The organism is bacterium, from assembly GCA_021108215.1.
Taxonomy (GTDB): Bacteria; Oederibacteriota; JAAXVQ01; order JAAXVQ01; family JAUVAV01; genus JAIORK01.
Map to the genome: position 1 here is coordinate 72,887 of JAIORK010000028.1, position 22,509 is coordinate 95,395.

The 22,509-nt window shown below is 49.4% G+C and carries 19 protein-coding genes; all 19 read right to left on the bottom strand.

Translation table 11 applies throughout. The features are described 5' to 3' along the window. Positions 1 to 6: 6 nt before the first annotated feature. The 19 genes from K8S19_05660 to mfd all read right to left on the bottom strand — a co-directional run bounded on the left by K8S19_05660 (position 7) and on the right by mfd (position 22,334). Entirely contained in the window at positions 7 to 468 is a 462-nt protein-coding gene (locus tag K8S19_05660; GenBank protein ID MCD4813161.1) for a hypothetical protein, read from the bottom strand. Positions 469 to 476: 8 nt separating this feature from the next. Next, the gene (locus K8S19_05665) at positions 477 to 1,643 is read right to left on the bottom strand and encodes a glycosyltransferase (GenBank protein ID MCD4813162.1); all 1,167 of its coding nucleotides are present in this window, start codon (positions 1,641 to 1,643) and stop codon (positions 477 to 479) included. A gap of 127 nt (positions 1,644 to 1,770) precedes the next feature. Then, positions 1,771 to 2,934, bottom strand: a complete 1,164-nt coding sequence (locus K8S19_05670; protein MCD4813163.1) for a glycosyltransferase — start codon at positions 2,932 to 2,934, stop codon at positions 1,771 to 1,773. Further along, complete coding sequence (locus K8S19_05675; GenBank protein ID MCD4813164.1) at positions 2,931 to 4,655, bottom strand: proline--tRNA ligase; 1,725 nt, start codon at positions 4,653 to 4,655, stop codon at positions 2,931 to 2,933. Before K8S19_05675 ends, K8S19_05670 begins: the two co-directional genes overlap by 4 nt. Before the next feature lie 497 nt (positions 4,656 to 5,152). Next, positions 5,153 to 6,115: a hypothetical protein gene (locus K8S19_05680; GenBank protein MCD4813165.1), complete on the bottom strand. Its 963-nt coding sequence runs from the start codon at positions 6,113 to 6,115 to the stop codon at positions 5,153 to 5,155. 93 nt (positions 6,116 to 6,208) lie between these two features. Continuing rightward, positions 6,209 to 7,297: a flavodoxin-dependent (E)-4-hydroxy-3-methylbut-2-enyl-diphosphate synthase gene (ispG, locus tag K8S19_05685; GenBank protein ID MCD4813166.1), complete on the bottom strand. Its 1,089-nt coding sequence runs from the start codon at positions 7,295 to 7,297 to the stop codon at positions 6,209 to 6,211. Further along, complete coding sequence (gene rseP / locus K8S19_05690) at positions 7,294 to 8,664, bottom strand: RIP metalloprotease RseP (GenBank protein ID MCD4813167.1); 1,371 nt, start codon at positions 8,662 to 8,664, stop codon at positions 7,294 to 7,296. Before rseP ends, ispG begins: the two co-directional genes overlap by 4 nt. Continuing rightward, positions 8,652 to 9,824: a 1-deoxy-D-xylulose-5-phosphate reductoisomerase gene (dxr, locus tag K8S19_05695; protein MCD4813168.1), complete on the bottom strand. Its 1,173-nt coding sequence runs from the start codon at positions 9,822 to 9,824 to the stop codon at positions 8,652 to 8,654. Before dxr ends, rseP begins: the two co-directional genes overlap by 13 nt. After that, positions 9,821 to 10,663, bottom strand: coding sequence for a phosphatidate cytidylyltransferase (locus K8S19_05700; GenBank protein MCD4813169.1), 843 nt, complete (start codon positions 10,661 to 10,663; stop codon positions 9,821 to 9,823). The genes dxr and K8S19_05700 overlap by 4 nt, the downstream gene beginning before the upstream one ends. After that, on the bottom strand, positions 10,656 to 11,387 hold the full coding sequence (locus K8S19_05705; GenBank protein MCD4813170.1) for an isoprenyl transferase: 732 nt from the start codon (positions 11,385 to 11,387) through the stop codon (positions 10,656 to 10,658). Before K8S19_05705 ends, K8S19_05700 begins: the two co-directional genes overlap by 8 nt. A gap of 109 nt (positions 11,388 to 11,496) precedes the next feature. Next, positions 11,497 to 12,066 carry a ribosome recycling factor gene (gene frr / locus K8S19_05710; GenBank protein ID MCD4813171.1) on the bottom strand — a complete coding sequence of 190 codons (570 nt, stop codon included), beginning with the start codon at positions 12,064 to 12,066 and terminating at the stop codon, positions 11,497 to 11,499. A 52-nt stretch (positions 12,067 to 12,118) separates the two neighbouring features. Further along, the gene (pyrH, locus tag K8S19_05715; GenBank protein MCD4813172.1) at positions 12,119 to 12,841 is read right to left on the bottom strand and encodes a UMP kinase; all 723 of its coding nucleotides are present in this window, start codon (positions 12,839 to 12,841) and stop codon (positions 12,119 to 12,121) included. Positions 12,842 to 12,848: 7 nt separating this feature from the next. Further along, on the bottom strand, positions 12,849 to 13,445 hold the full coding sequence (gene tsf, locus K8S19_05720; protein ID MCD4813173.1) for a translation elongation factor Ts: 597 nt from the start codon (positions 13,443 to 13,445) through the stop codon (positions 12,849 to 12,851). Positions 13,446 to 13,528: 83 nt separating this feature from the next. Then, the gene (gene rpsB / locus K8S19_05725; GenBank protein MCD4813174.1) at positions 13,529 to 14,464 is read right to left on the bottom strand and encodes a 30S ribosomal protein S2; all 936 of its coding nucleotides are present in this window, start codon (positions 14,462 to 14,464) and stop codon (positions 13,529 to 13,531) included. 210 nt (positions 14,465 to 14,674) lie between these two features. Continuing rightward, positions 14,675 to 15,724, bottom strand: coding sequence for an N-acetyl-gamma-glutamyl-phosphate reductase (gene argC, locus K8S19_05730; GenBank protein ID MCD4813175.1), 1,050 nt, complete (start codon positions 15,722 to 15,724; stop codon positions 14,675 to 14,677). A gap of 252 nt (positions 15,725 to 15,976) precedes the next feature. Further along, positions 15,977 to 17,083, bottom strand: coding sequence for a peptidylprolyl isomerase (locus tag K8S19_05735; protein ID MCD4813176.1), 1,107 nt, complete (start codon positions 17,081 to 17,083; stop codon positions 15,977 to 15,979). Then, positions 17,080 to 18,021 carry a peptidylprolyl isomerase gene (locus K8S19_05740; GenBank protein MCD4813177.1) on the bottom strand — a complete coding sequence of 314 codons (942 nt, stop codon included), beginning with the start codon at positions 18,019 to 18,021 and terminating at the stop codon, positions 17,080 to 17,082. The genes K8S19_05735 and K8S19_05740 overlap by 4 nt, the downstream gene beginning before the upstream one ends. Before the next feature lie 51 nt (positions 18,022 to 18,072). Then, entirely contained in the window at positions 18,073 to 18,747 is a 675-nt protein-coding gene (locus tag K8S19_05745; protein MCD4813178.1) for a SurA N-terminal domain-containing protein, read from the bottom strand. A 116-nt stretch (positions 18,748 to 18,863) separates the two neighbouring features. Beyond that, on the bottom strand, positions 18,864 to 22,334 hold the full coding sequence (gene mfd, locus K8S19_05750) for a transcription-repair coupling factor (GenBank protein MCD4813179.1): 3,471 nt from the start codon (positions 22,332 to 22,334) through the stop codon (positions 18,864 to 18,866). Positions 22,335 to 22,509 lie beyond the last annotated feature (175 nt).

A 22,509-nucleotide genomic window follows, 5' to 3' on the forward strand; every position in this document is an offset into this window, starting at 1 on the left:
TACTAATCAACGTCCCGGATTGTGGCGGCCCACTAGGCGGCCCACTAGTTCCTGTACCCGCGCAATGACCATTTGCTGCATTTTGCGCAGGGAGCGAAAAGCCGGCACCATGGCCAAAAGGGTAACCTCGAAGATAAACACATTTTGCACCAGGCGGGTCCAAAAAGACTGGGAAGCCGGGATGAGCCAGGCCCACACGGCAGAGAGCACGATCAATGCAACGATACATTGTATCGGAAGGAAATCAACCATACGGGAGAACACTTTGTCCCGCTGGATGAACATGGCGAGTACTTGATTGATGTTCTTGGTGGGATAAATTTTAGCAAACCGTTCTTTGGCTTGCGCCAAGGTCCATTGCGGCAAGGTCTTGCGGACCACAGCGACCAGTTTGTTGATCAACCAGGTGGCAACCGCGGCCACGCCAATGGCAATGGCTGACCAGAGAATGATCTCAGACGCGTTCATGGATCGATTCAGCCTTGGGCTTTTTTGGCCGCAATGACGGTTTCATAATTGGCCAGCATCTGTTCGGCCTTGCTCCTGGCCGACCATTCGGTTGCCTGCTTTTTGGCTTCAACTAGTTTTTCCTGATACAATTTTTCATCCGTCAAAAGCCGGTTAACCGCATCCGTGAATTCGTCCACATTGAGCGAGACGGCGATCCCACCTCCAGCTGCCATAACATCGCGCACACCCATGGCCGCGACTGCCACGCAGGGGGTCCCGGCTGCCATGGCTTCGGTTAGCACCAATCCCTGGGTCTCGGTCACAGATGCCAGCAACTGTAAATCCGCCGCTGCATAAAGATCCGCCCAATCTTTGCGATTGAGCAGTCCGATAAACATCACCTTTTCGTCTAGCTTGCGCTTTTTACAGTCTGCTTTGACGCTTTCCAAAGCCGGACCCTGACCGGCAATTACCAATCGCGCGCGGGGTTGACGACTCTCAAGCTTTTGGAGTACGTCAAATAAGAAAGGGATATTTTTTTCACCGGCCACCCGTCCCATGCTCAAAAGAATTTTCTCATCATCTGCAAAGCCCAATTTCTTGCGCATACGTGCACCATCCACATTGCGAAACGGCTCAATATTAATCCCGGTCGGGATGACTTTGACCGGCGGTTTGACTTTATAATCTTTCATCACTTCTGCAATGGAGGTGGACGGCACCACCACCGCATCATGTAAATTACAGCATCGCCGGGAAAACCAACCCACAAACGGTTTATCAAAAACACGCGGCAAGATCGGAAAATAGTGCGGCATGTAAGCCTCAAACATGGTGTGATAGGTATGTACCAAAGGAATATTAAGTTTGCCGCAACGGCGTGCCATCATATAGCCCAATGTAAAGGGTGTCTGGGTATGCATAATGTCCAATTTCAAATCAGCAATCGCTTTGAGCTTACGCTTCGATTCCCCGGCATAAGGGTTGGGCAGCCGGTCCTCAGGATTAAAAAACAGATAAAACGAAGGAAAACGCCAGAGATCTTCTTCATCCACCTTGGCTTCGGGAAATCGGGGTGCAAAAATCGTGACTTTATGTCCCATGCTCCGGAACTGTTCTGTGAATGTCATGATGGATTTCATCACGCCGTTGACCCGTGGTAAAAACGTATCTGTCGCAATTCCAATGTGCATAAGTTCGACACCCCTTGTTTTAGATTGGCTGCACCTTGTGCACCCATAATCCTGCTGATGTGCTCTCGCGGAGAGCGCATCAGCTCCGTGATAGATCTTTAAAAGACAAATACAAATCCATAATTTTTTATTTCTTCTTTTTCATCCGGATCACTTTTTCATAAACCGCCAATGTCTCTTCGGCTTTTTTTTCTATCGACCAGGCCTTGGCCAGCGCCTTGGCTTCAGCTTTTTTCTGCTTATAGAATTTTTCATCTTTCAAGAGCCGATGCACGGCGTTTGTAAAGTCACTCGCGACCAAAGCTGTCATCAATCCACCGCCGCCGGCCATCACATCACGCACACCCATGGCTGCCACTGCGACGCAGGGGGTCCCGGCCGCCATGGCCTCGGTCAGGGTTAATCCCTGGGTCTCGGTCACAGATGCCAGCAGATGCAGGTCCGCAGCTGCATACATATCCACCCAGTCCTGCCCCTGAACATAACCCACAAAAAGCACACGCTTATCCAGCTTACGCAATTTGCACTCAGTCTGCAGGTCGCCCAAACCCGGGCCCGCACCTGCAATTACCAACTTGGCGCGGGGTTGTTTTTTCTTAAGCAAGTGCATCACATCAAGTAAAAACGAGAGGTTCTTCTCGCCTGCCACACGCCCCATGGTCAACAGCATGGGATCTGTTTTAGCAAACCCCAATTTTTTACGCATCCGCTGGCCGTTTTTTTTCTTAAACGGTGTGAGATCAATACCACTGGGTATTACGCTGATGGGTTTTTTAATTTTATATTTTTTCAGAACTCTGGCCATGGCCCGTGAAGGTGCGATAATATGATCATGCCGGTTGCAAAATGTACGCGAGCCGCGATAGACCAGATAACGTCCAAACCCTTCGGGAATATTTTTGGCATAGTGTTGAACATAGGTTTCAAAAAGTGTGTGATAGGTATGCACCACAGGAATCCGTTTTTGCTTGGCCCGGGTCAACATGGCAATGCCTAAAGCAAACGGTGTATGCGTATGCATAACATCCAATTCGAGTTTAGATGCCCTGCTAATAAGCCGCATGGATGACGGCCGGAAAGGATTAATGATACGGTCCTCAGGCGTGTTGGCGGAAGAGCGGGACGGAAAGCGCCAAACATCGCTGTCGGTTTCCTCATAGTCCGGAAATTCGGGCGCAAAAATAACCACCCGATGACCTTTTGCACGATATTCCCGTGTAAAGGTCTGGATGGATTTAACCACCCCGTTGATGCGGGGATAAAAAGTATCTGTTACGAGCCCGATATTCATTCCATTATTTCACCCATCATGTCATTGCGCAGCTGCAGAATCCGCTCCACAATGCGGTCACGGTCCACCATCTCAATCGCCTGATTGTCGCGCCGTTTCAGCTCTATCTTATTATCGGCAACACTTCTCCCAAAAGTTAAGCGAAGGGGAATGCCGATCAAGTCGCAATCCTTGAACTTACTGCCTGCCCGCTCATCGCGGTCGTCCAGCAACGCTTCAACGCCGGCCTGCCAGAGTTCCGTATAGACCGCCTCGGCCATTTCCATGGCTTTAGGATCTTTGGGCGATACCGGCAACAGGGCGACTTGATAGGGTGCAAGCGGCATAGGCCAGATAATACCATTTTCATCATGATTCTGCTCAATCGCAGCTGCCGCAATACGCGTAACGCCGATGCCGTAGCATCCCATCACGCAGAGTTGTTCTTTGCCGGCTTCATCCAGAAAACCAGCCTTCATCGCCTCAGAATATTTTGTACCCAATTTAAAAACATGCCCCACCTCAATCCCGCGTTCCAGAGTCATGGGGGTCTTACATTTGGGGCAGAGATCCTTGGCCTGAGCCACGCGCAGATCCAGCATTCGTGCAAATTGAAAATCTCTTTTCGGATTAACATTCACGGCATGGGTATCAACCCGATTGCCGCCGGTCACCAGGTTGGTTGCATCTTGCAAAGAATCATCCATCACGATTTCAGCAACACCCTGTAAATCAAACGGTCCGGCAAATCCAACCGGTGCTCCGGTCACCGCTTTGATCTTTTCCGGCGAGGCAAGTTGCAATGTTGCAGTATTGAGTGCATTGGCCAATTTGATTTCGTTGACTTCGCGGTCACCGCGGATAAGCACGGCCACCAGTTTGTCATCCGCCTGATAGAGCATGGTCTTGGCCAGCTTGGTAACCGGTACTTTAAGAAAAGCCGCCACCTCTTCCACAGTATGTTTACCCGGCGTATCCACCAAAGAACGTTCCCCCTGGGGTTCCAGAGTGTTGGTATCCGGTATGGCGCCAGTGGCTTTTTCAACATTGGCGGCATAACTGCATTGCGGACAGGTCGCGATCGCCTCTTCGCCTGTCTCAGCCAACACCATAAATTCAGACGAAAAAGCACCGCCGATCGCACCGGAGTCGGCTTCCACAGCTTTGAAGCGCAGGCCGCAGCGTTTGAAAATGCGCTGATAAGTCTCAAACATTTTGGCATAAGCAGCCTCGGCACCGGCTTCATCACGATCAAACGAATAAGCGTCTTTCATGATAAATTCCCGCGAGCGCATCACCCCAAAACGCGGACGGATCTCATCGCGAAATTTGGTATGCATTTGATAAAGATTAAGCGGCAGCTGACGATAGGAGCTGACGGATTTACGCACCAAATCCGTGATCACTTCTTCATGGGTGGGACCCAGCGCAAATTCCCGTTCATGCCGGTCCTGAATGCGGAACAACTCCCCGCCATATTTCCCCCAGCGGCCGGTCTCCTGCCATAATTCTGCCGGCGAAAGAATCGGCATGAGAACTTCCACCGCACCGGCCCGGTCCATTTCCTCACGCACAATCTGCTCAATTTTACGAACACTCCGCCATCCCAGGGGCAGATAATTATATAAGCCGGCAGCCAATTTGCGAATCAAACCGGCCCGGACCATGAGCTTGTGGCTCACAACCTCTGCTTCAGCTGGAACCTCTTTTTGGGTAACCAGCAGCGTTTTGCTCCAATACATCTTCTCACCACAACCTTTCAAATAAATCATCCAAAACGATTAATTTTCTCATAACCCCGCCGAAGTCTCAAGCAGCAAAAAATATCAGATTTTCCATTTCAGATTATCCCTGGCAAATTAAAAAATAAGTGCTCAAGCAAGTCATTCGGGAGGCCTGTTTTTCCATGAAAAAACGCACACCAAGGACACATAGGGCCTTGGTCAACAGTATCCGGGTGGAGACAGTACCGATTTTCCTGAAAAAACAGTCCTCCCGAATGAACGATCAACAGTATTGGACAATAGTGATTTTGGATATCCTTTTGAACAACGATGCAGGACAACAAACTATTTCTATTAATGGCCGGGTATTACTTTTTTCTTTTGCACACCGGCACTGTACCAGCGCAACCAAGCAAGCAGGATTATCAAGTCACCTTATTCAAAAAGTCATTCTTCCGACTACGTTTGTGCAAAAGAAAAAAGTAATACCCGGCCATTGTTCACCATCATACTCATTACTGTTTCACCAATTTTTTCTTCTTGATCGTGTGCATCACCACAGTATGCATCTCCCGATCAGACACATAAACACGCATGCCATCCGGTGAGACGACTAAGTTCGCAGGTTTTTTCACAGTCTTGCATTCAAGAATTTGTGTCCCGGTTTTCACTGAGATAAGTCGAATTCTCCCGGGTTCCAGGATATAAAGATTCCGCCCCATCGAATCCATCACCATATCCAATGCATCGGGCCCCGCCTGCCAGGTCAAACCCGCTTTTTTATAAAAAGGGTCGATTAACTGGACCACACTTCGGGGCGGTTCACGCCCGCTTCCCCGGCACAAAACAAACAGACGCTCCCCCATCGGGGTACTCAGCAGCTTCATGGGATTGGGCCAAACCGGCATTTCTTTGATAACCTGGTTCCTGTCCAGATCAATCACTGATACCGTATGCGCCTTATAGTTGGCAACCCAGAGCAGACCGGTCTCGATCTGCAACAGCATGTCCTGCGGATCAATACCCGCATTAATTGTTGGCAGCGGATTTTTCTGGACAAAGGGATAAATCTGATTTGATTTTGCACTGCAAAATATAAACTGCCTGGCATCCCGAGTCACCATGGCACTGGGTTCATCCGGAAGGTCCATTTTTCCCAGGAGTGTCATCTCAGGGACTTGGTAGAGATAGAGACGTTTATCTTCTGAGCACAGTATCCTCAAGGTTTGATTGTCCCGGTCCAGATATAACCGGATGGGGCCGATAGCCACGTCCACACTTTTTAAACGCTTCTTTTTTTTCACATCCCAGACACTGACTTTTTCCGCACCTTCACACGCAACATACAAATATCGCCCCCGTGCGTCCAGGGCCATGGCCGCAGGATCGGCCTCGGTCTCAATAAATTTTTGCGGCCCGCCACAGCCTGCCACAAGTCCTGCCATTCCTAAAATCATCCACAGTCTGATTCGTCTCATTCACTTTCCTTTAATCCAATTAGTTTTATTGGAGTTTTACACAGTAGGGGCGTATGGCCATACACCCCTTTCCTCCTGATTGGAGGCTTAACATTATTTATACCCTTGCAATTTTTTATCCATTCCCCAAATCACTTGCAACAGCGCTTGCACCGCTTTGTCTGCTGCAACGCGTTTCACCGGCTTGCCTTTGGCAAAAAGCATAAACGATCCATCCGCCGCACCCGCAATACCCACATCCGCATGCCGCGCCTCACCCGGCCCATTGACCACACATCCCATGACTGCCACGGTCAGTGTGCGCTTTTCTGTCGCCAGGGCCCGTTCAACCTGTTTAAGTATTTTTTGCAAATCAGAAGTCGTCCGGCCGCATGTCGGGCAGGCAATAATTTCCGGTCCGCGCTTGCGCACACCTGTGGCGGCTAAAATCATATCCGCCACCCGAATCTCTTTCACCGGATCTTCAGTAAGGGAGACGCGCAGCGTATCACCGATCCCCTCCAGCAGCAAAGGACTGATACCTGCCGCTGTTTTAATGCCCCCGGCCAGTTCCCCGCCGGCCTCGGTAATGCCAAGATGCAAAGGCCACGGCGACTGTTTGGCCAACGTTCGGTACGCTGATAAGGTGGACTGTATATCCGAAGCTTTTACTGAGAGGACAATGCAATCCAATCCGGTTTTGGCAAGTACCGCAGCATACTGCATGGCCTTGCGGGCCATGAGCCGCCCCAATGCTTCCGGGGTTTTGACTGTTTTTCTTTCCCGGGGTGCAATCGAACCGGCATTGACGCCAATCCGAATTGCTGTCTGCGCGCGAACTGCCGCCCGCGCCACTTCCAGGGAGCCGGGCAAACCCATGTTGCCGGGATTGAGGCGGACTTTGGCAACCTTGGCGGCAATGGCTGCCAGGGCAAGTTTATAATCAAAATGAATATCCGCCACAATGGGCAGGGGTGATTTTTTTACAATTTGCGGCAAGGCTGCGACCGCAGCTTGATCCGGGACTGCCACACGGACCAATTCGCAACCCGCCTTGGCAAGACGGCGAATCTGACCGAGTGTCTTCCCCGGCTCGTGAGTCTTAGTATTGGTCATGGATTGAACCACAACCGGCGCGCCACGCCCGATATGCAGCGGCCCTATGGCCACTGACCGGGTTTGAAAGCGCGGACCTTTTTTCAAGGCGTCCCTCCTCCGGTAAAAACAGGCGCAATAATCTTATAAATATCATTAAACGTCGCAAAAACCATCACGCCCATGAGAAGAAAAAAACCGATCTGCTGAGAAACTTCCTGAATCTTAAAAGAGAGCGGCTTACGCATAATACCCTCAATGATAAAAAACATGATATTCCCGCCATCCAAAACCGGAATCGGCAGCAAATTAATAATTGCCAGCATCACCGAAATACCTGCCAGAAAAAAGAAAAAATCTTTTGCGCCTGACTTGGCCTCTTGACCGGCCATGCGCATAATGGTGATCGGGCCGCCCAAAGAATCTTTGGCGGATATCTGACCTGAGATCATCTGTCCAAGTGCATTCAGAATCATTTTTGAAATTGTATAGGTCTGTACCACACCCAATTGTGCGGATTTGAAAAATCCATACTGCATACGCTGGGTCTTGTCGGAAATTTTAAAACCAACCCCGATTACACCAACTTTGCCTTCTTCCGGTAATTGCTGTGCCATGGGTTTGACCTTGAGGTCCACGACCTCACCGGCGCGCTCAACCCGGATACGGGTCTCCTGGTCCGCCCGGGGCCAGACCAATTGCTGGAAATCATATTTGGTCCAAACGGTCTCATCTTCCACTGCCAGAACTTTGTCCCCAATTTCAAACCCTGCCAATTCGGCAGGTGTGCCCACAAAAACCCGCTCCAAAATATTTGTTCCGGTCGGTGCAATGGTAATTCCCAATTGCCAGCGCTTGACCTCTTCGTTATACGCAGGTGTAATCGCTTTGCTCATGCTCTCGCCGTCCCGAATACAGGTAAGGGTAAGTGCTTTGCCGGCTTGTTCTTTACCCAGTGTGTTGATTCTATCGGAAAAGATCTCCCAGTTTTCCGTGGATTCACCATTAAGGTGCGTGATCACATCTCCGGGTTGCAATCCAGCCGCAATTGCCGGCGAAGCATCAGCCATTTGAATAATCTGAGGATGCGCCATGGGTACCATAAAACCAATCCAATAGAGCAGTCCCAAAATAAAGATTGCCGCGAATAGGTTCATAAAAGGCCCGGCCAAAAGCACCAGAACCCGGATATACCAGGGACGTGAAAAATAATCTCCGGGCTCAATGCCCTGATTCTCCTCTGATTCTTTGGGGTTTTCACCCGCCATTTTGACATAGCCTCCCAAAGGCAGCGCAGATATCAGATATTCGGTATCGCCGTGTTTAAATCCGACCAGTTTTTGTCCAAAGCCAAGAGAAAATTTCAAAACACGGATCCCCGCCCATTTGGCCACCAGAAAATGTCCTAATTCATGAACAAAGACAAGAAGTCCCAGAGCGAAAACCCCGTACAAAATAACAGTTACAACCTGCATGCGATTGCCTCCTTGGCTGCCTGACGGGCCCAGGTATCTGCCTGAATGATATCCTCCAAGGATACCCGCTTGGGCGGCCGATATTTTTTGAAAATCATACCAATAATCCGGGCGATCCCCGGAAAATCCAGTTCTTCCTGTAAAAATGCCTGCACCGCGACTTCATTCACTGCATTGATAACTGCCGGTGCCCCGCGTCCTGTCTTGCCGGCTTGATACGCCAACCCCAGACAGGGAAAACGCCGCATATCCGGCGGACCAAACGAGAGATTAAGCCCGGTTTTAAAATCAAGCGGTTTGACGATATGCGGAATCCTTTCCGGCGCTGTCAGAGCAGTCTGAATTGGAAGACGCATATCCGGATTGGACATCTGGGCTAAAATAGAGCCATCGACATATTCCACCATGGAATGGACAATACTCTGCCGGTGCACCACAACCTCTATTTGTTTATACGGCATGCCGAATAAATGGTGGGCCTCAATGATCTCCAGTCCTTTATTCATCAATGTAGAAGAATCAATTGTAATCTTCCGCCCCATGGACCAGGTCGGATGGCGCAGAGCCTGTTGAACCGTCACCCGGTTTAATTTGGCTTGAGAAAAATCCACAAACGGCCCACCCGAGGCGGTAAGTATCAGACGCCGGACCGGGACCGAATCATGTCCCTGTAAACATTGAGCCAAAGCTGCGTGCTCCGAATCAACCGGCAGCAATTTAACCTTGTGATGCCGCACAGTGTCCATGACAATCTCCCCTGCCATCACCAGGGTTTCCTTATTGGCCAAGGCAATATCCTTGCCGCTGCGAATCGCGTCCAGCGTCGGCACCAGCCCGGCACTCCCCACCATCGCAGAAAGGACTGTATCCGCCCGGGGCGCCACCGCTGCCTGACGAACCCCCGCCAACCCAACGGCAATCCGGGGAGGATTTTTCAACAATTTTATTTTTTCTTTCAGGTCCCGGGCCGCAGTTTCATCCGCCAAGGCGACCAGACGGGGTTTAAACTTTTTAATTTGATTGTAAAGACGGGTGACATTGCGTCTGGCAGCCAATGCTTCAACACAAAATCGATCCGGATGCCGTCTGATCACATCCAGCGTGGAACGTCCAATAGAACCGGTCGACCCCAATATAACAATATGCTTTTTCCCGCTCATGAATGCGTCAACCACCATGCCAAACAAAATAATACCGGCGCTGTAAAACAGAGATTATCAATCTTGTCCAACACGCCGCCGTGACCGGGAATAATACCTGAGGCATCTTTTTTTCCAGACCAGCGTTTTATCATGGATTCCATGAGATCACCGGCCTGGCCGAGGACCCCGAGCACCACACCGAGGATAATAAAAAAGGGCAGAGAAATCCCCAATGATTCCGGCAGCCAGACATAAAAAACAATAACCGCAACGACCGCGTTGGTTGCCAGGCCGATTAAAAATCCTTCCATCGTTTTAGCCGGAGAAATCAAAGGTGCCAAGGGACGCTTGCCAAAATATTTACCGCCGAACAATGCGGCCGCATCATACATCCAGTTGAAACCAAAAAGAATAATCCACCAGTTGTGCCCGTCCGGCATGTTGCGCAGCATAAACAAAAACGTACCAATGCCTCCCAGCATAAAAACGCTGAGAAAACTTGCCGCAATCGTTGCAAAGCTTCCCTGTTCCCGAAAACCGCTTAAAATTTCGCGCATTCCCAGCAGCAACAAGCTGGTGAAAACTACAAACCAAAAACCCGCCGCCATACCAAAAGGCCAGATGGTGCTGCCGCCTTCAGGCCAGGCTGCCAGCAAACTAAGCGCCCAGATCGCCGGCAGGGTAATCTCCCAACGAAATACGATCCCCCGATGAGAAATCAACTTGCCCAGCTCCACCGCCGCCACACTCATGCTGATAATCGCCAACAGAAACAAGGGCAGTGGATTGGGTAAATAAATCAGCCATACCAACAGGGGCAGAAAAATAAGTGCAACTATAATACGTGTTCTAAGCACGGATGGTCTCAACGCCTCCAAATCTCCGTTCCCGTTTTTGGTAGTCATCCAGGGCCTGTAAAAATTCTTTTTCCCTGAAATCCGGCCATAAAACAGGACTCACAATAATCTCGGCATATGCCAGCTGCCACAATAAAAAATTGGATAGCCGCAACTCTCCCGAGGTACGGATCAACAAATCCGGATCCGGCATAAAGGCAGTATACATCTTTTGCCCTAATATTTCCTCGGTTAAAACCGGACGCGGTTTCATTTTTATATACGCTTGCACTGCGTCAAGTATCTCCCGGCGTCCGCCATAGTTAAACGCCAGATTCAAATTCAATCCCTGATTGTGCGCTGTCATGACAACGGCCTGATCAATACTTTGCAATACTTTTTCAGGCACCGGATCACGTTGACCCAGCATCAGAATCCGCACACCTTGCCGGTGCAGTTCTGCCAGTTCCTTCTTCAAATACTCAATCAACAACTTCATCAAAAAAGAAATTTCCCGGCGGGGACGTTTCCAGTTTTCCGTGGAAAAAGCATACAACGTAAGATAATCGATCCCCATTTCGCCGCTCTGGCGGATAATGCTGCGCACCGAATTCATCCCTTCCCGATGCCCTTCCACCCGCGGCAGGCCGCGTTGTTGCGCCCAACGCCCATTACCATCCATAATCACCGCAACATGCCGGGGCAATAATGACCGCCGGCCGGAAGGTTTTGCTTTTTGCACCATACTGTTCCTCACCTTCCCCGGTATTTACCAACAAGGGAGTTCACAATGAACGGATGAAAAAAAATCCCCCGGACTTTCCAGGGGATTTTAAAAATAACCACACCAGAAACTATACTTCCATCAATTCCTTTTCTTTATGACTGGTCTGCTGATCGATCTTGGAAATATACTCATCGGTCAATTTTTGAATTTTAGTTTCGGCTGTTTTTTCATCATCCTCGCTAAGCGCTTTATCTTTTTTAAGTATTTTTAAATTTTCCATGGCTTTGCGACGATGATTACGAATTTCGATCTTCATGTCCTCGGCCATTTTGTGCACCTGCTTGGCCAACTCCTTGCGGCGTTCCTCGGTCAAGGGTGGAAATGCCAGACGAATGGCCTTCCCGTCATTAATAGGGGTAATCCCCAGATTGGCTTTTAAAATCGCTTTTTCGATCTCAGCCAGTGTTCCGACATCCCAGGGTTTAATCTCCAGCGTACGCGCATCCGGTATCACCACGGATGCCACCTGATTGACCGGCATCTGGCTGCCATAGTAATCAACCCGTACAGCATCCAGGATCGCTGCTGAAGCCCGGCCGGTCCGGACCGTGACAAATTCGCGTTTCAGTGCCTCGATCCCACGCTCCATTTTTTCTTTTGCTTCTTGATGAATTACCTCAGGCGTATTGGCGGACATAAAAACCTCCGTTACGTTGGATTTAATAAAAATTTTTCGTAGACAGCATCTTTTAATGCACCAGTGTCCCGATGCGTTTACCCAGTACGGCATTTTTAATATTATCTTTCTTCATCAACTCAAAAACAATCAACAGAAGATTATTTTCCATACACAAGGTTATGGCCGTGGTATCCATCACCTGCAAACGGCGGCGAATCACTTCCATATATTCAAGTTCTTTGAAAAAGTCAGCATTTTTATTTTTCCGGGGATCTGCCGAATAAACACCGCCGACATTGGTTGCCTTTAAAATCACATCCGCATTGATCTCGATCGCCCGCAGCGTTGCTGCCGTATCCGTCGAAAAATAAGGACTCCCGGTTCCTGCCGCAAAGATTACCACCCGGCCTTTTTCCAGATGCCGGATTGCCTTGCGTCGGATATAGGGCTCCGCCACTTTTTGCATCCCGATCGCCGACTGCACCCTGGTCGGAACACCCAATTTTTCCAAGCGTTCCTGAACTGCCAGTGAGTTAATCACCGTTGCCAGCATACCCATATGATCTGCGGTCACCCGATCCATGCCCAGGCCCTCGGCCGCTGCACCCCGCATAATATTGCCGCCGCCTAAAACCAACGCGATCTGGACACCCTGTTTTCGGACGGCCTTAATCTGCTCGCTGATTTCTTGAATGACAGCGTGATCCAACCCCATCTTCTGCTTTCCGGCCAATGCTTCCCCGGAAAGTTTAAGCAAAACACGTTTATATTTCAACTTGCGTGCAGCCGCCATAGCCGCCTTATTCCTCGCCGACTTTGAAGCGGGTGAACCTGCGAATCTGGATATTTTCACCAACCTTGGCAACCGTCTCAGCCACCAATTGGTGGATTTTTTTATCCGGGTCCTTCACAAACACTTGTTCCATAAGACAGATTTCCTCGTAAAATTTTTCCAGTTTTCCGGAAATTATTTTTTCCATAATATCCGCCGGTTTCTTCGATTCAGCCATCTGGGCCTTATAGATCTCACGTTCTTTCTGCAAGGTTTCTTCCGGCACATCCTCGCGCTTTACATACACCGGTCCGGATGCCGCAATATGCATGGCAATGTCCTTGGCCAGATTCTGAAACTCATCGGTCTTGGCCACAAAATCGGTCTCAACATTTACTTCCACCAACACACCCAAGCTGCCCCCGGCATGAATATAGGAAGTAACGATGCCCTCACCTGCCACACGGCCGGCTCGCTTGGATGCGGAAGCCAAACCTTTTTCACGTAGATAGGTAATGGCCTTTTCCATATCACCTTCAGTTTCTTTTAAGGCGGTTTTGCATTCCATCATGCCCACGCCGGTTTTATCCCGTAATTCTTTCACCACTGCTGCTGATATTGTCATTCGACGACTCCTCCTCAAACAAGTAACTTTTAATCATCCTTTTTTAAACAAACACGCCGGATCGTTTGTGCACTTATGTTCTATTACTCCACTGCTTTTGGCGCTTCTGCTTCAGGCGCTGCCGGTGCTACAGGTGTTGCCGGTGCCGGTGCTACAGGCGCTGCCGGTGCCGGTGCTACAGGCGCTACCGGTACTGCCGGTGCGACTGCTGCAGGCGCTGCCGGTGCGGCTGCTTCAGCCGATGCGGCCGCTTCAGCCGGTGCGGCATCTGTACCTTCATTCACTGCCTGCGCTTCCGCCTCAGCTTCCTTCTTTTTCCGTTCTTCGTCCAGACGGCGAATTTCCACACCTTCCAGAGATGACTCGGCCATCAGACTTGAAATCAAACGAACAGCGCGAATTGCATCATCATTTCCCGGAATAATATAATCTACTTCATCAGGATCACAATTGGTATCCACAATACCCACAATTGGAATACCCAATTTACGCCCTTCTGCAATGGCATTGTGTTCCTTTTTGGTATCCACAATGAAGATCGCTCCCGGCAGGTTGTCCATCTCCTTGATGCCGCCCAATGAGCGTTCCATTTTTTCCAATTCTTTGGAAGCCAGCACACGTTCCTTCTTTGGCAGTTTCTCCATCGAGCCGTCTTCCAACATGCGCTCGATTCCCTTCATACGTACAATGGTTTTCTTGATTGTCTGAAAATTAGTCAGAGTACCGCCCAACCAGCGCTGATTCACATAATACATCCCGCAGCGTTTGGCCTCTTCGGAAACCGAGTCCTTGGCCTGTTTTTTCGTACCCACAAAAACAATCTTTTTGCCGCTGGCTGTCAATTCCTTGACAAAACGAATGGCTTCCTTGAGTTTTTTAACGGTTTTTTGGAGATCAATGATATAAATACCATTTCTTTCTCCATAAATGTAACGCGCCATTTTGGGATTCCAACGACGTGTCTGGTGACCAAAGTGAACACCGGCCTCCAAAAGTTGTTTCATTGAGATGTTTACCATAAAAAGCCTCCTAATATTGAGTTTTTTCCGCCGCTGCCTTCATCCGGATGCAAATCCTGCAAGGCATCTCCACCTTATCAGGCACCCCTGCAACCGTCCGGCAGCGTGAGAATTTAGAACGTAGGATGTTAGCATATCGGTTTTTTTACCGCAAGTTAAAATTCAAGAAAATATCGTTTCAGGGGGGTAGTAGAAAACCAAACTACCGGTTTAGGGAATCAGGCCGCTGTCCGAAAGGCCGCTGATTTCAGGCAATCCCAGCATCAAATTCATATTTTGAATTGCCTGGCCTGATGCGCCTTTGATAAGATTGTCCGCCGCGCCGCAGACCACCGCGGTCTGTGTCCGGGAATCAACTGCTGCTTTTATCACACACATATTCGAGCCCACGGCTGATGACAGATCCGGCCAGGGTGCATCCGGTGCCAAGACCCGGACAAAGGGTTCATTCTTATATTTTTCCTGATACATCTGATGAAGCGCTTCCTCTGTAATGATTTTATTCAACCGGCCGTATCCGATTGAAACAATTCCCCGTTTGGCCGGGACCAGATGAGGTGAAAAGGTAATCCGTACCGTTTGTCCGCTTGCCTGGCTGAGTGTCTGTTCCATTTCCGGTGTATGCTGATGCAGACCTGCCATTTTGTAGGGCACAACATTTTCTGATATCCGATTAAACTGGGTTGCAGAATTTAATTTTCTTCCTGCACCGCTGATACCGGACTTGGCATCAACAATCAGGGATTGCGCATCTACCAGTTTGCTTTGCACCAAAGGCAACAGCGACAAAACAGTTGCAGTAACATAACATCCCGGATTGGCAACAAATGAAGCCCCTTTAATCTTTTCCCGGAACAATTCAGGCATCCCGTAGACCGCTTTACCAATCCATTCAGGTGCGCTGTGTTTTTGCGGATACCACTGTTCATACACTGCAACATCATCAAACCGAAAGTCCCCGGAAAGATCAATAACCTTAATCTTTTTCTTCAAAAGCTCCGGCACCCGCTTCATGGATTCGCCATGCGGCACTGCTAAAAAAACCAGATCAACATTTTCGGGAGACAGATCGGTTTCCGCACTTTTGGTTAAAATCCGGTCACCGCAAGCACCCATTGCCGGATAAAGCGCATTGAGTTTCTGTCCGGCAAAGGATTCAGATGTCAGCGCCTGAATCTCAATTTCAGCATGTCCGGCCAACAACCGCACCAATTCCGCACCGGTATATCCGCTGGCCCCAACAATCGCAACTTTTGTCATCCTGTCCCTCTATTATCCGCCGATGGATACTGACCATCCGGCGGTTATTCAAACAAAATAAACCAATTCTTTTCATCCACGAATAACACAAATAAAAAAAATCAAATATTTTAATTAATTCATTTTTTGCCTTTGGGCGGGGGCACCCCGTTCCGCCATTTTACTTTGATGCCTTCACCCTATCCTGTTTTTAATCTTCTCAGCGTTCTTTGCGTCTCTGCGGTAAAATGCTTTAACTTTATGCTTTTGACCTTACGATTTTTCCTTGGCTGCATACACCACTTTATATTTACCCTTCAATGATTCCAGCCAGGCCTTGTACCGCACATCAGAACTTTCCGCCATCATTTTTTTACGAATACTCCCCCGCACTTCCTCAAACGGCATCTGACCACCGGTCTGCTTGTCAATCAACTTGACCACAAAATAGCCTTTGGGTGTCTGTAAAATCCCTGAAACCTGATCAATTTTCAGACGCTTAAAAACTGTTTTCTCAAAAACCGGAAAGCCAATATCCCCCTCTTCAATCCAACCGATATCACCGCCCTTTTCCGCCGTGATTTTATGTTCCGAATACCGTTGAGCGGCAGATGCAAATGCATCCCCCTGTTTGAGTGCCGCCAGGACACGCTGGATTTTTCGTTTTGCTACCTGGTCCTGTGCTTGAAAATCTCCTGATGCAAGTCCTTTGCCGGGACGTTTAATAAATATTTGACTAATTCTGGCTCGATCAGGCCGGGAAAATTCAGAAATATTTTCTTTATAAAACCCCTTCAGTCTTTCATCCGAAACCTCGATACCGGTCTTGAATTCCTGGAGCTTGCTCTGCAACAACCGTTGCCGGATAAGATTTTCGCGGGTACTCTGCATCCGCTGCTTGCGCAAGTCAGCTTCAGTCAGGTGATCTTTTTCCAACTGCATTTTAAATTCACGGTAGCTGGGGAACTGCGCCCGCAGCTGTTCAATTTCTTTGTCCACCCGTTCCTCAATCAGGGCATCGTCAATCTCAATTTCCTGAGACCGGGCTTCCAAAAGCAGCAACTTCCCTTCAATCATACGCGCAATATGGAGTTTGCGCGCTTCCGTCATTTTCGCTTCCAGTTCCCGACCGCGATACTGTGTACTGAAGTGTTCGCGATATTTTGCCAGCGGCTCCTCAATATCCACTGTACTGACAATCTCATTCCCCACCCGGATTTGCACCTGATTAAAAACAACCGGCGGACCGGCCGGGACAACCCGGCTGGCGGCAGAAATGGTCTCTTTAGGAGGCGGCGCTTGATCAGCCGCCATTCCGGACAAAGTCGACAGCTGAACAACTGCCGCAACCGCTAAAATAATTCTAAATTTCTTTTTCATTTTCCAACTCCTTGACGATTATGAATACTAATTTCCGCCTGTGACCGCAAATCCTCAAGCCAAACCCGAAATGCCTTATCGGTTTTCGCAAGCCGCAAATCCCGGGCAATCATTTTTTTTGCTTCTTCCAGCGGGATTTTCCCGCCCCGTTCGCGTTTTTCAACTAAAAAAATATGATACCCATACTCCGTGGCAACCGGATCGCTGGGTTTGCCCGGTTTGAGCTGAAACAAAACCTTGGTGAATGTCTGCGGCAGATCTTCTTTGCCCACCCATCCCAAATCGCCCCCCTGATCTTTCTCCGGTCCGCGGGAATACTGGGCTGCCAATTCTTGAAACGGTGTTCCTGCTTCAAGTTTCTGCCTGAGGGTATCCGCCTGTTCCCGGGTCTCGACCACAATCTGCCGGGCATGAACCCTGACTTGCCGGTAAAACTGAAGCAGATGGGTCCAGTAAAACTCTTCCACCTCATCATCCCCCACATGAATCCGTTCCTCAACCGCCTGGTTAATGGTCTGCTCAATGGTTAACCGCTTGGTCACCAGCATCCGCCAGTCTTCCGGGGTTAAATGCTGTTCCTTGAGCATTCGTTCCGAATCCCCTTCAGCAGAACCGTTCCAAAAACCATTCATAAATCCGGCAACTTTTTCCTCTGCAACCACGACCTTAAGCCGCTTGGCTTCTTCCAGGATCAGTGCATCATTAATCAACCGGTCGAGAACATCTCCGCGGGTAATATTCGAAAAAGCCATATTATCACTAACCTTAAGAAATTGCATTTCCCGTTTGAGGTCCACATCCAAAATACCCACACCATTGACCGAGACCAACGTTTTGGGCTTATAAAATTTTTGGGTTAGATACTTGGAGAAAAATCCGAGTGAAAACACTCCGAGCCCCAGGACAACCGCACCCAGGATAATATATGTTTTTTTCATGTGCATAACCTTTGTCAGGCAGGAATACGTGCAATCGCAGACCGGCTGATATTATTCAATCACAATATCTATATTATCATCACCGTACTGCTCACGGAATCGCGACTCTTTCACTTCCACTGAGCTGTCTTTCTCCAACCGGCTGATCAATTTTTCTTCGACCAAAATAGCCTTGATCTGTTTTTGTACGGTTTTCAGCTTGGGAACTTTGGCAGCCGGATTTAAAATTTTCAATTTCCGGGCGTAGTCCTCAAAATACTCTTTCACCTCAGACTCGGAAATCTCCACACCCTTGAGCCCTTCTTTTTTCAAATTACTATTCAATTCATTGAGCAGAACATTTTCGTAAACTTGCCGGCTGATATAACCTTGCTGCGACTTGATATCTAAAATTTGTTTGTCCAGTTCTTCCTGGGTTTTTCCCTGAATTTCAGTAATTTTCTTTTTAATAACATCCTCTTGGTGATAGCCGCGATTTTCCGCTTCAATGATCAATAATTCTTTTTTTACCAAATTATCCAGAATTTTACGTTTGCCCTTATAAGACTCCGCTAAAACTTTATAGTTCTTGGGAAGATTTTGAATTGCCCGGTCAAAATCAAGTGTGGTGATTTCACGATCACCCACAATCGCCAAAACATCGGCATCTTTTTTTCCACAGCCTAAATTCCCCAGTGCAACAACAGCCACACAAAATATTAGCAAAGAACGCACACAATACTTCATCAGAACCTCCCTAAAAATAAAAATCACCTGACCTTTGATTTCTGTGTCAAGGTACACTTTCCCACCGGCCAATACATATTTATAGCACTATGTCAAAAAACAGTTACTCGTTTATATCATACAAATTTTAATTCGGACAAGAACTTTTTAACGTGTGTCAAGGGATCTCCGGCAGGCAGACCCACCTGTAACCCCGCCTGCTCTCCGGGTAAAAAACGAATCCGCTTACTCTGGTCCCCTAAAAGCTGTTGCACCAAGTCGGCATTGGGCTGGAAATATTTAGGCCAATTAAATTTTACGATCCGCTCAGTAATCTGAATCTCACTGATATGGACCTGACGTGCCATGATCCTTAAAAAAGCAACCTTCACCAAAGTTTGCACCGCCTGCGGCAAGGGACCAAAGCGGGCTGCAATCTCTTTTTCCAAAGCAGCCAAGTCCACCTCTTTTTGTACTGATGAGAGGCGCTTGTATAAATTCAGCCGGGTCATGGTATCCGGCACATACTCCGAAGGGATAAAGGCATCCTGCGCAATGGAAATGGTGACCTCCAGAGGGCCTTCCCGGCGCTGTCCGCGCAGCTCCCGCACCGCTTCTTCCAGCAAGCTGCAATACGTTTCAAACCCTACCGCCGTTACCTGCCCTGACTGTTCAGGTCCCAGCACGTCCCCGGAACCGCGAATCTCCATATCCCGCATGGCAATTTTAATACCGGAGCCAAGCTCGGTAAATTCCTGCAGCGTCATCATACGCTTCTCCGCATTCCCGGTCACCGCGCCGCCCACGGGGTAAAACAAATAAGCATAAGCCTGACGGTCCGCGCGTCCGACCCGGCCGCGCAATTGATACAACTGGGATATTCCCAGGGCATCGGCACGATTGATAATAATGGTATTCACATTGGGCATATCCAGTCCTGATTCTACAATAGTGGTGGAAACCAACACATCCTCGGACCGGGCAATAAATCTTTCCATCACCGGTTCAAGCTGCTTTTTGTCCATTTTGCCGTGGGCCACCGCCACCCTGGCTTCCGGCACCAGATTTTTAACCCGCTCGGCCATCTGCCCGATATTATGCACCCGGTTGTGAATGAAAAAAACCTGGCCGTTTCGCGCCATCTCGCGCAAAATCGCTTCCCGGATAAGCTCCTCGGAATATTCCAGCACCTGCGTTTTAATCGGGAGCCGGTTAAGCGGCGGTGTTTCGATAATTGAGATATCCCGAATACCGGAAAGCGAAAGATAGAGCGTCCGTGGAATAGGCGTCGCGGTTAATGTCAACACATCTAAAACAGTCCTGATTTTTTTTAATTTCTCTTTCTGGGCTACTCCAAAATGCTGTTCCTCATCCAAAATAAACAACCCCAGTTTGCTGAACCGAATTTCTTTTCCCAGGAGTTTATGCGTCCCGATCACGATATCCACAGCCCCCTGCGCTAAATCACGAATAACCTCATTTTGCTCTGCTGTGCTGCGGAAGCGCGAGAGCATCTCAATCCGGATGGGATAAGCTGCCATGCGTTCACGAAACGTCGCAAAATGCTGGTCCGCCAAAATGGTGGTTGGCACCAGGATCGCAACCTGAAATCCATCCTGGACCGCTTTAAAGGCGGCCCGCATCGCGACCTCTGTTTTCCCAAACCCAACATCACCGCAAATAAGCCGGTCCATGGGTTTGGAAGACTCCATATCCTGTTTGACCTCGGCAATGGCGCGCGCCTGGTCCGGTGTCTCCTCATAGGGAAACGCATCTTCAAATTCCTTGACCAGCGAGGTATCCGGTCCAAAGGTATGCGCCTGATGGACTTGACGAGTGGCATAAATATCCAGCAGCTGCCGTGCCAGTTCGGTCACGGATGCTTTTACTTTTTGCTTGGTCTTCTCCCAGGTTCCGGTGCCCAGTTTGTTGATCCGCGGCGAGTGATCCCCGCCGATATATTTTTCCACCAGCCGCAATTGATCGGTCGGAACATAGAGTTTTTCATCATTGGCATACGCCAGATAGACAAATTCTTTTTCTCCGCCATCAATATTCAGTTGAACAACGCCTTTGTAGCGCGCCACCCCATGGTCGCGATGCACAGCCAGATCTCCTGATTTTAATTCCAAAATATCAGCAATCGGCTGCGAGGGATATGCCGCACCTTTCATCCGCCGCGGCTTGGGGCGCCCCAATCTGCGATTAAATATTTCCTGGTCCGTAAACAGCACAAACTTCCCAGCCGGATACTGGAACCCCGCTTTGAGATGTCCAAGATGAAATACGAAGTGTCCGCTTAAATCCGGTTGTTGCAAATTAGCGGCCTGTTCCGCCAAAATACGGCGCATGCGCTGTTCCTCAGCCTGATTATGCGAGACCAAGTGCAGTGCCAGCCCCTTGACCTGCAGCGCCTGGGCTTCACGAATTAATAATTCAATATTTCCGCGCAGCGGTTCAGTCCCTTTGACCACCACCGGCCATTCCGGCAGCGCTTCCGGTTCAGGCCAGATGCTTTGCTTGAGCCGCGCAGTCTGCACCAGTGCCATTTTCCCCAACCGTTCACCCAACACTTCGAAGGGTTCAAACAACAGCTCCGGCTTAGGCAGCACCGGCTCTTTTTTCTTATGTTCCCAATGAAGACGCTGCGTCTTCTGGTCATCCAGTGCGGCCTGCTGCCTGGACGCACCCGGCGAGAGCATGACCACAATGGTTTGTCCGGCCAGATAATCCAACAAGGTTGCGGGCGGAATGAAAAAAGGCAGATAGTTTTCTGCGCCCGGGAAACCGGCATCGGTTCCGATTTTTTCTCTCAAGGCCCTGACCTTCTCCCGGCCAAAGCTGCGGTCACAGTCAGCCAGACCGGCTTTGATTTCCGCGGATGAAGGCGAGAACATTTTCGCCGGCGTGATCCGGACTTCATGCACAATCACCGGCGCAGCTTTCTCATCGGGCATCAGAAAAAATTGGCGGATACTAAAAACCTCAGACCCCTCAAATTCAATCCGCCAGGGGGTAAGGTCCGCCGGCGGAAAAATATCCAAAATTCCGCCGCGCACTGCAAACTGCCCCCGTCCCTCTACCGTGTGTTCCCGCGCATAGCCGCGCTCCACCAGGTCGTGTATCAATTTGTCCATGTCCAGATACTGACCCTTAGAAATCACAAGATTTTTTTCCAGGAGCCATACCGGATCGGGCAAGGCCTCACGGACTTGTTCCAGGGACGCGATCACGACGGGCTGCTCGCCATCCGCCAGTTTGAGCAACACTTCCAGACGCTCGCCTTCCAGATCCATATCTGTCAAGGCATGTTCATATGGCAGCAATTCCCTGCCCGGAAAAAGAAATAACTCCTCCCGCTCCGGATCCGGGTGTTCCAAAAAAAGTCTGCAATCATCATACAGGCGACGGGCTTCATCCGGCGTGGGTGTGATCAGGAGCATCGGGCGGCGAAGACGCTCGCGCACACCTGACCAAAAATACGGCGAAGCACTCCCCCAGAGTCCGGTCACCCAAGCCTTGGCATCCGGTGTCTTATCGAGCAGTTGACACAACTCAGTAAACGCGGTGTCCTGATTTAATTGTGTGAGTAATGAGCGTAACGGCATTTGAATTCCCGATTATGTGGTTTATCGTGCTGTTTGATGCTGCGAAAGGCGATATCTTATCCTGTTTCCCCGCAAAACACAACACAGGGATGCCTCGATCCGGCCAACATGTGAAAACGAGATGATCGTCCAACTTACGGGACATATCCATTCGAATCACCCCCGCACAACTGGT

Excerpts from the sequence above, each read along its gene's own strand:
- K8S19_05660 (MCD4813161.1), bottom strand. The coding sequence starts at position 468 with ATGAACGCGTCTGAGATCATTCTCTGGTCAGCCATTGCCATTGGCGTG.
- K8S19_05665 (MCD4813162.1), bottom strand. The coding sequence starts at position 1,643 with ATGCACATTGGAATTGCGACAGATACGTTTTTACCACGGGTCAACGGC.
- K8S19_05670 (MCD4813163.1), bottom strand. The coding sequence starts at position 2,934 with ATGAATATCGGGCTCGTAACAGATACTTTTTATCCCCGCATCAACGGG.
- K8S19_05675 (MCD4813164.1), bottom strand. The coding sequence starts at position 4,655 with ATGTATTGGAGCAAAACGCTGCTGGTTACCCAAAAAGAGGTTCCAGCT.
- K8S19_05680 (MCD4813165.1), bottom strand. The coding sequence starts at position 6,115 with ATGAGACGAATCAGACTGTGGATGATTTTAGGAATGGCAGGACTTGTG.
- rseP (MCD4813167.1), bottom strand. The coding sequence starts at position 8,664 with ATGCAGGTTGTAACTGTTATTTTGTACGGGGTTTTCGCTCTGGGACTT.
- dxr (MCD4813168.1), bottom strand. The coding sequence starts at position 9,824 with ATGAGCGGGAAAAAGCATATTGTTATATTGGGGTCGACCGGTTCTATT.
- K8S19_05705 (MCD4813170.1), bottom strand. The coding sequence starts at position 11,387 with ATGGTGCAAAAAGCAAAACCTTCCGGCCGGCGGTCATTATTGCCCCGG.
- frr (MCD4813171.1), bottom strand. The coding sequence starts at position 12,066 with ATGTCCGCCAATACGCCTGAGGTAATTCATCAAGAAGCAAAAGAAAAA.
- pyrH (MCD4813172.1), bottom strand. The coding sequence starts at position 12,841 with ATGGCGGCTGCACGCAAGTTGAAATATAAACGTGTTTTGCTTAAACTT.
- tsf (MCD4813173.1), bottom strand. The coding sequence starts at position 13,445 with ATGACAATATCAGCAGCAGTGGTGAAAGAATTACGGGATAAAACCGGC.
- rpsB (MCD4813174.1), bottom strand. The coding sequence starts at position 14,464 with ATGGTAAACATCTCAATGAAACAACTTTTGGAGGCCGGTGTTCACTTT.
- argC (MCD4813175.1), bottom strand. The coding sequence starts at position 15,724 with ATGACAAAAGTTGCGATTGTTGGGGCCAGCGGATATACCGGTGCGGAA.
- K8S19_05735 (MCD4813176.1), bottom strand. The coding sequence starts at position 17,083 with ATGAAAAAGAAATTTAGAATTATTTTAGCGGTTGCGGCAGTTGTTCAG.
- K8S19_05740 (MCD4813177.1), bottom strand. The coding sequence starts at position 18,021 with ATGAAAAAAACATATATTATCCTGGGTGCGGTTGTCCTGGGGCTCGGA.
- K8S19_05745 (MCD4813178.1), bottom strand. The coding sequence starts at position 18,747 with ATGAAGTATTGTGTGCGTTCTTTGCTAATATTTTGTGTGGCTGTTGTT.
- mfd (MCD4813179.1), bottom strand. The coding sequence starts at position 22,334 with ATGCCGTTACGCTCATTACTCACACAATTAAATCAGGACACCGCGTTT.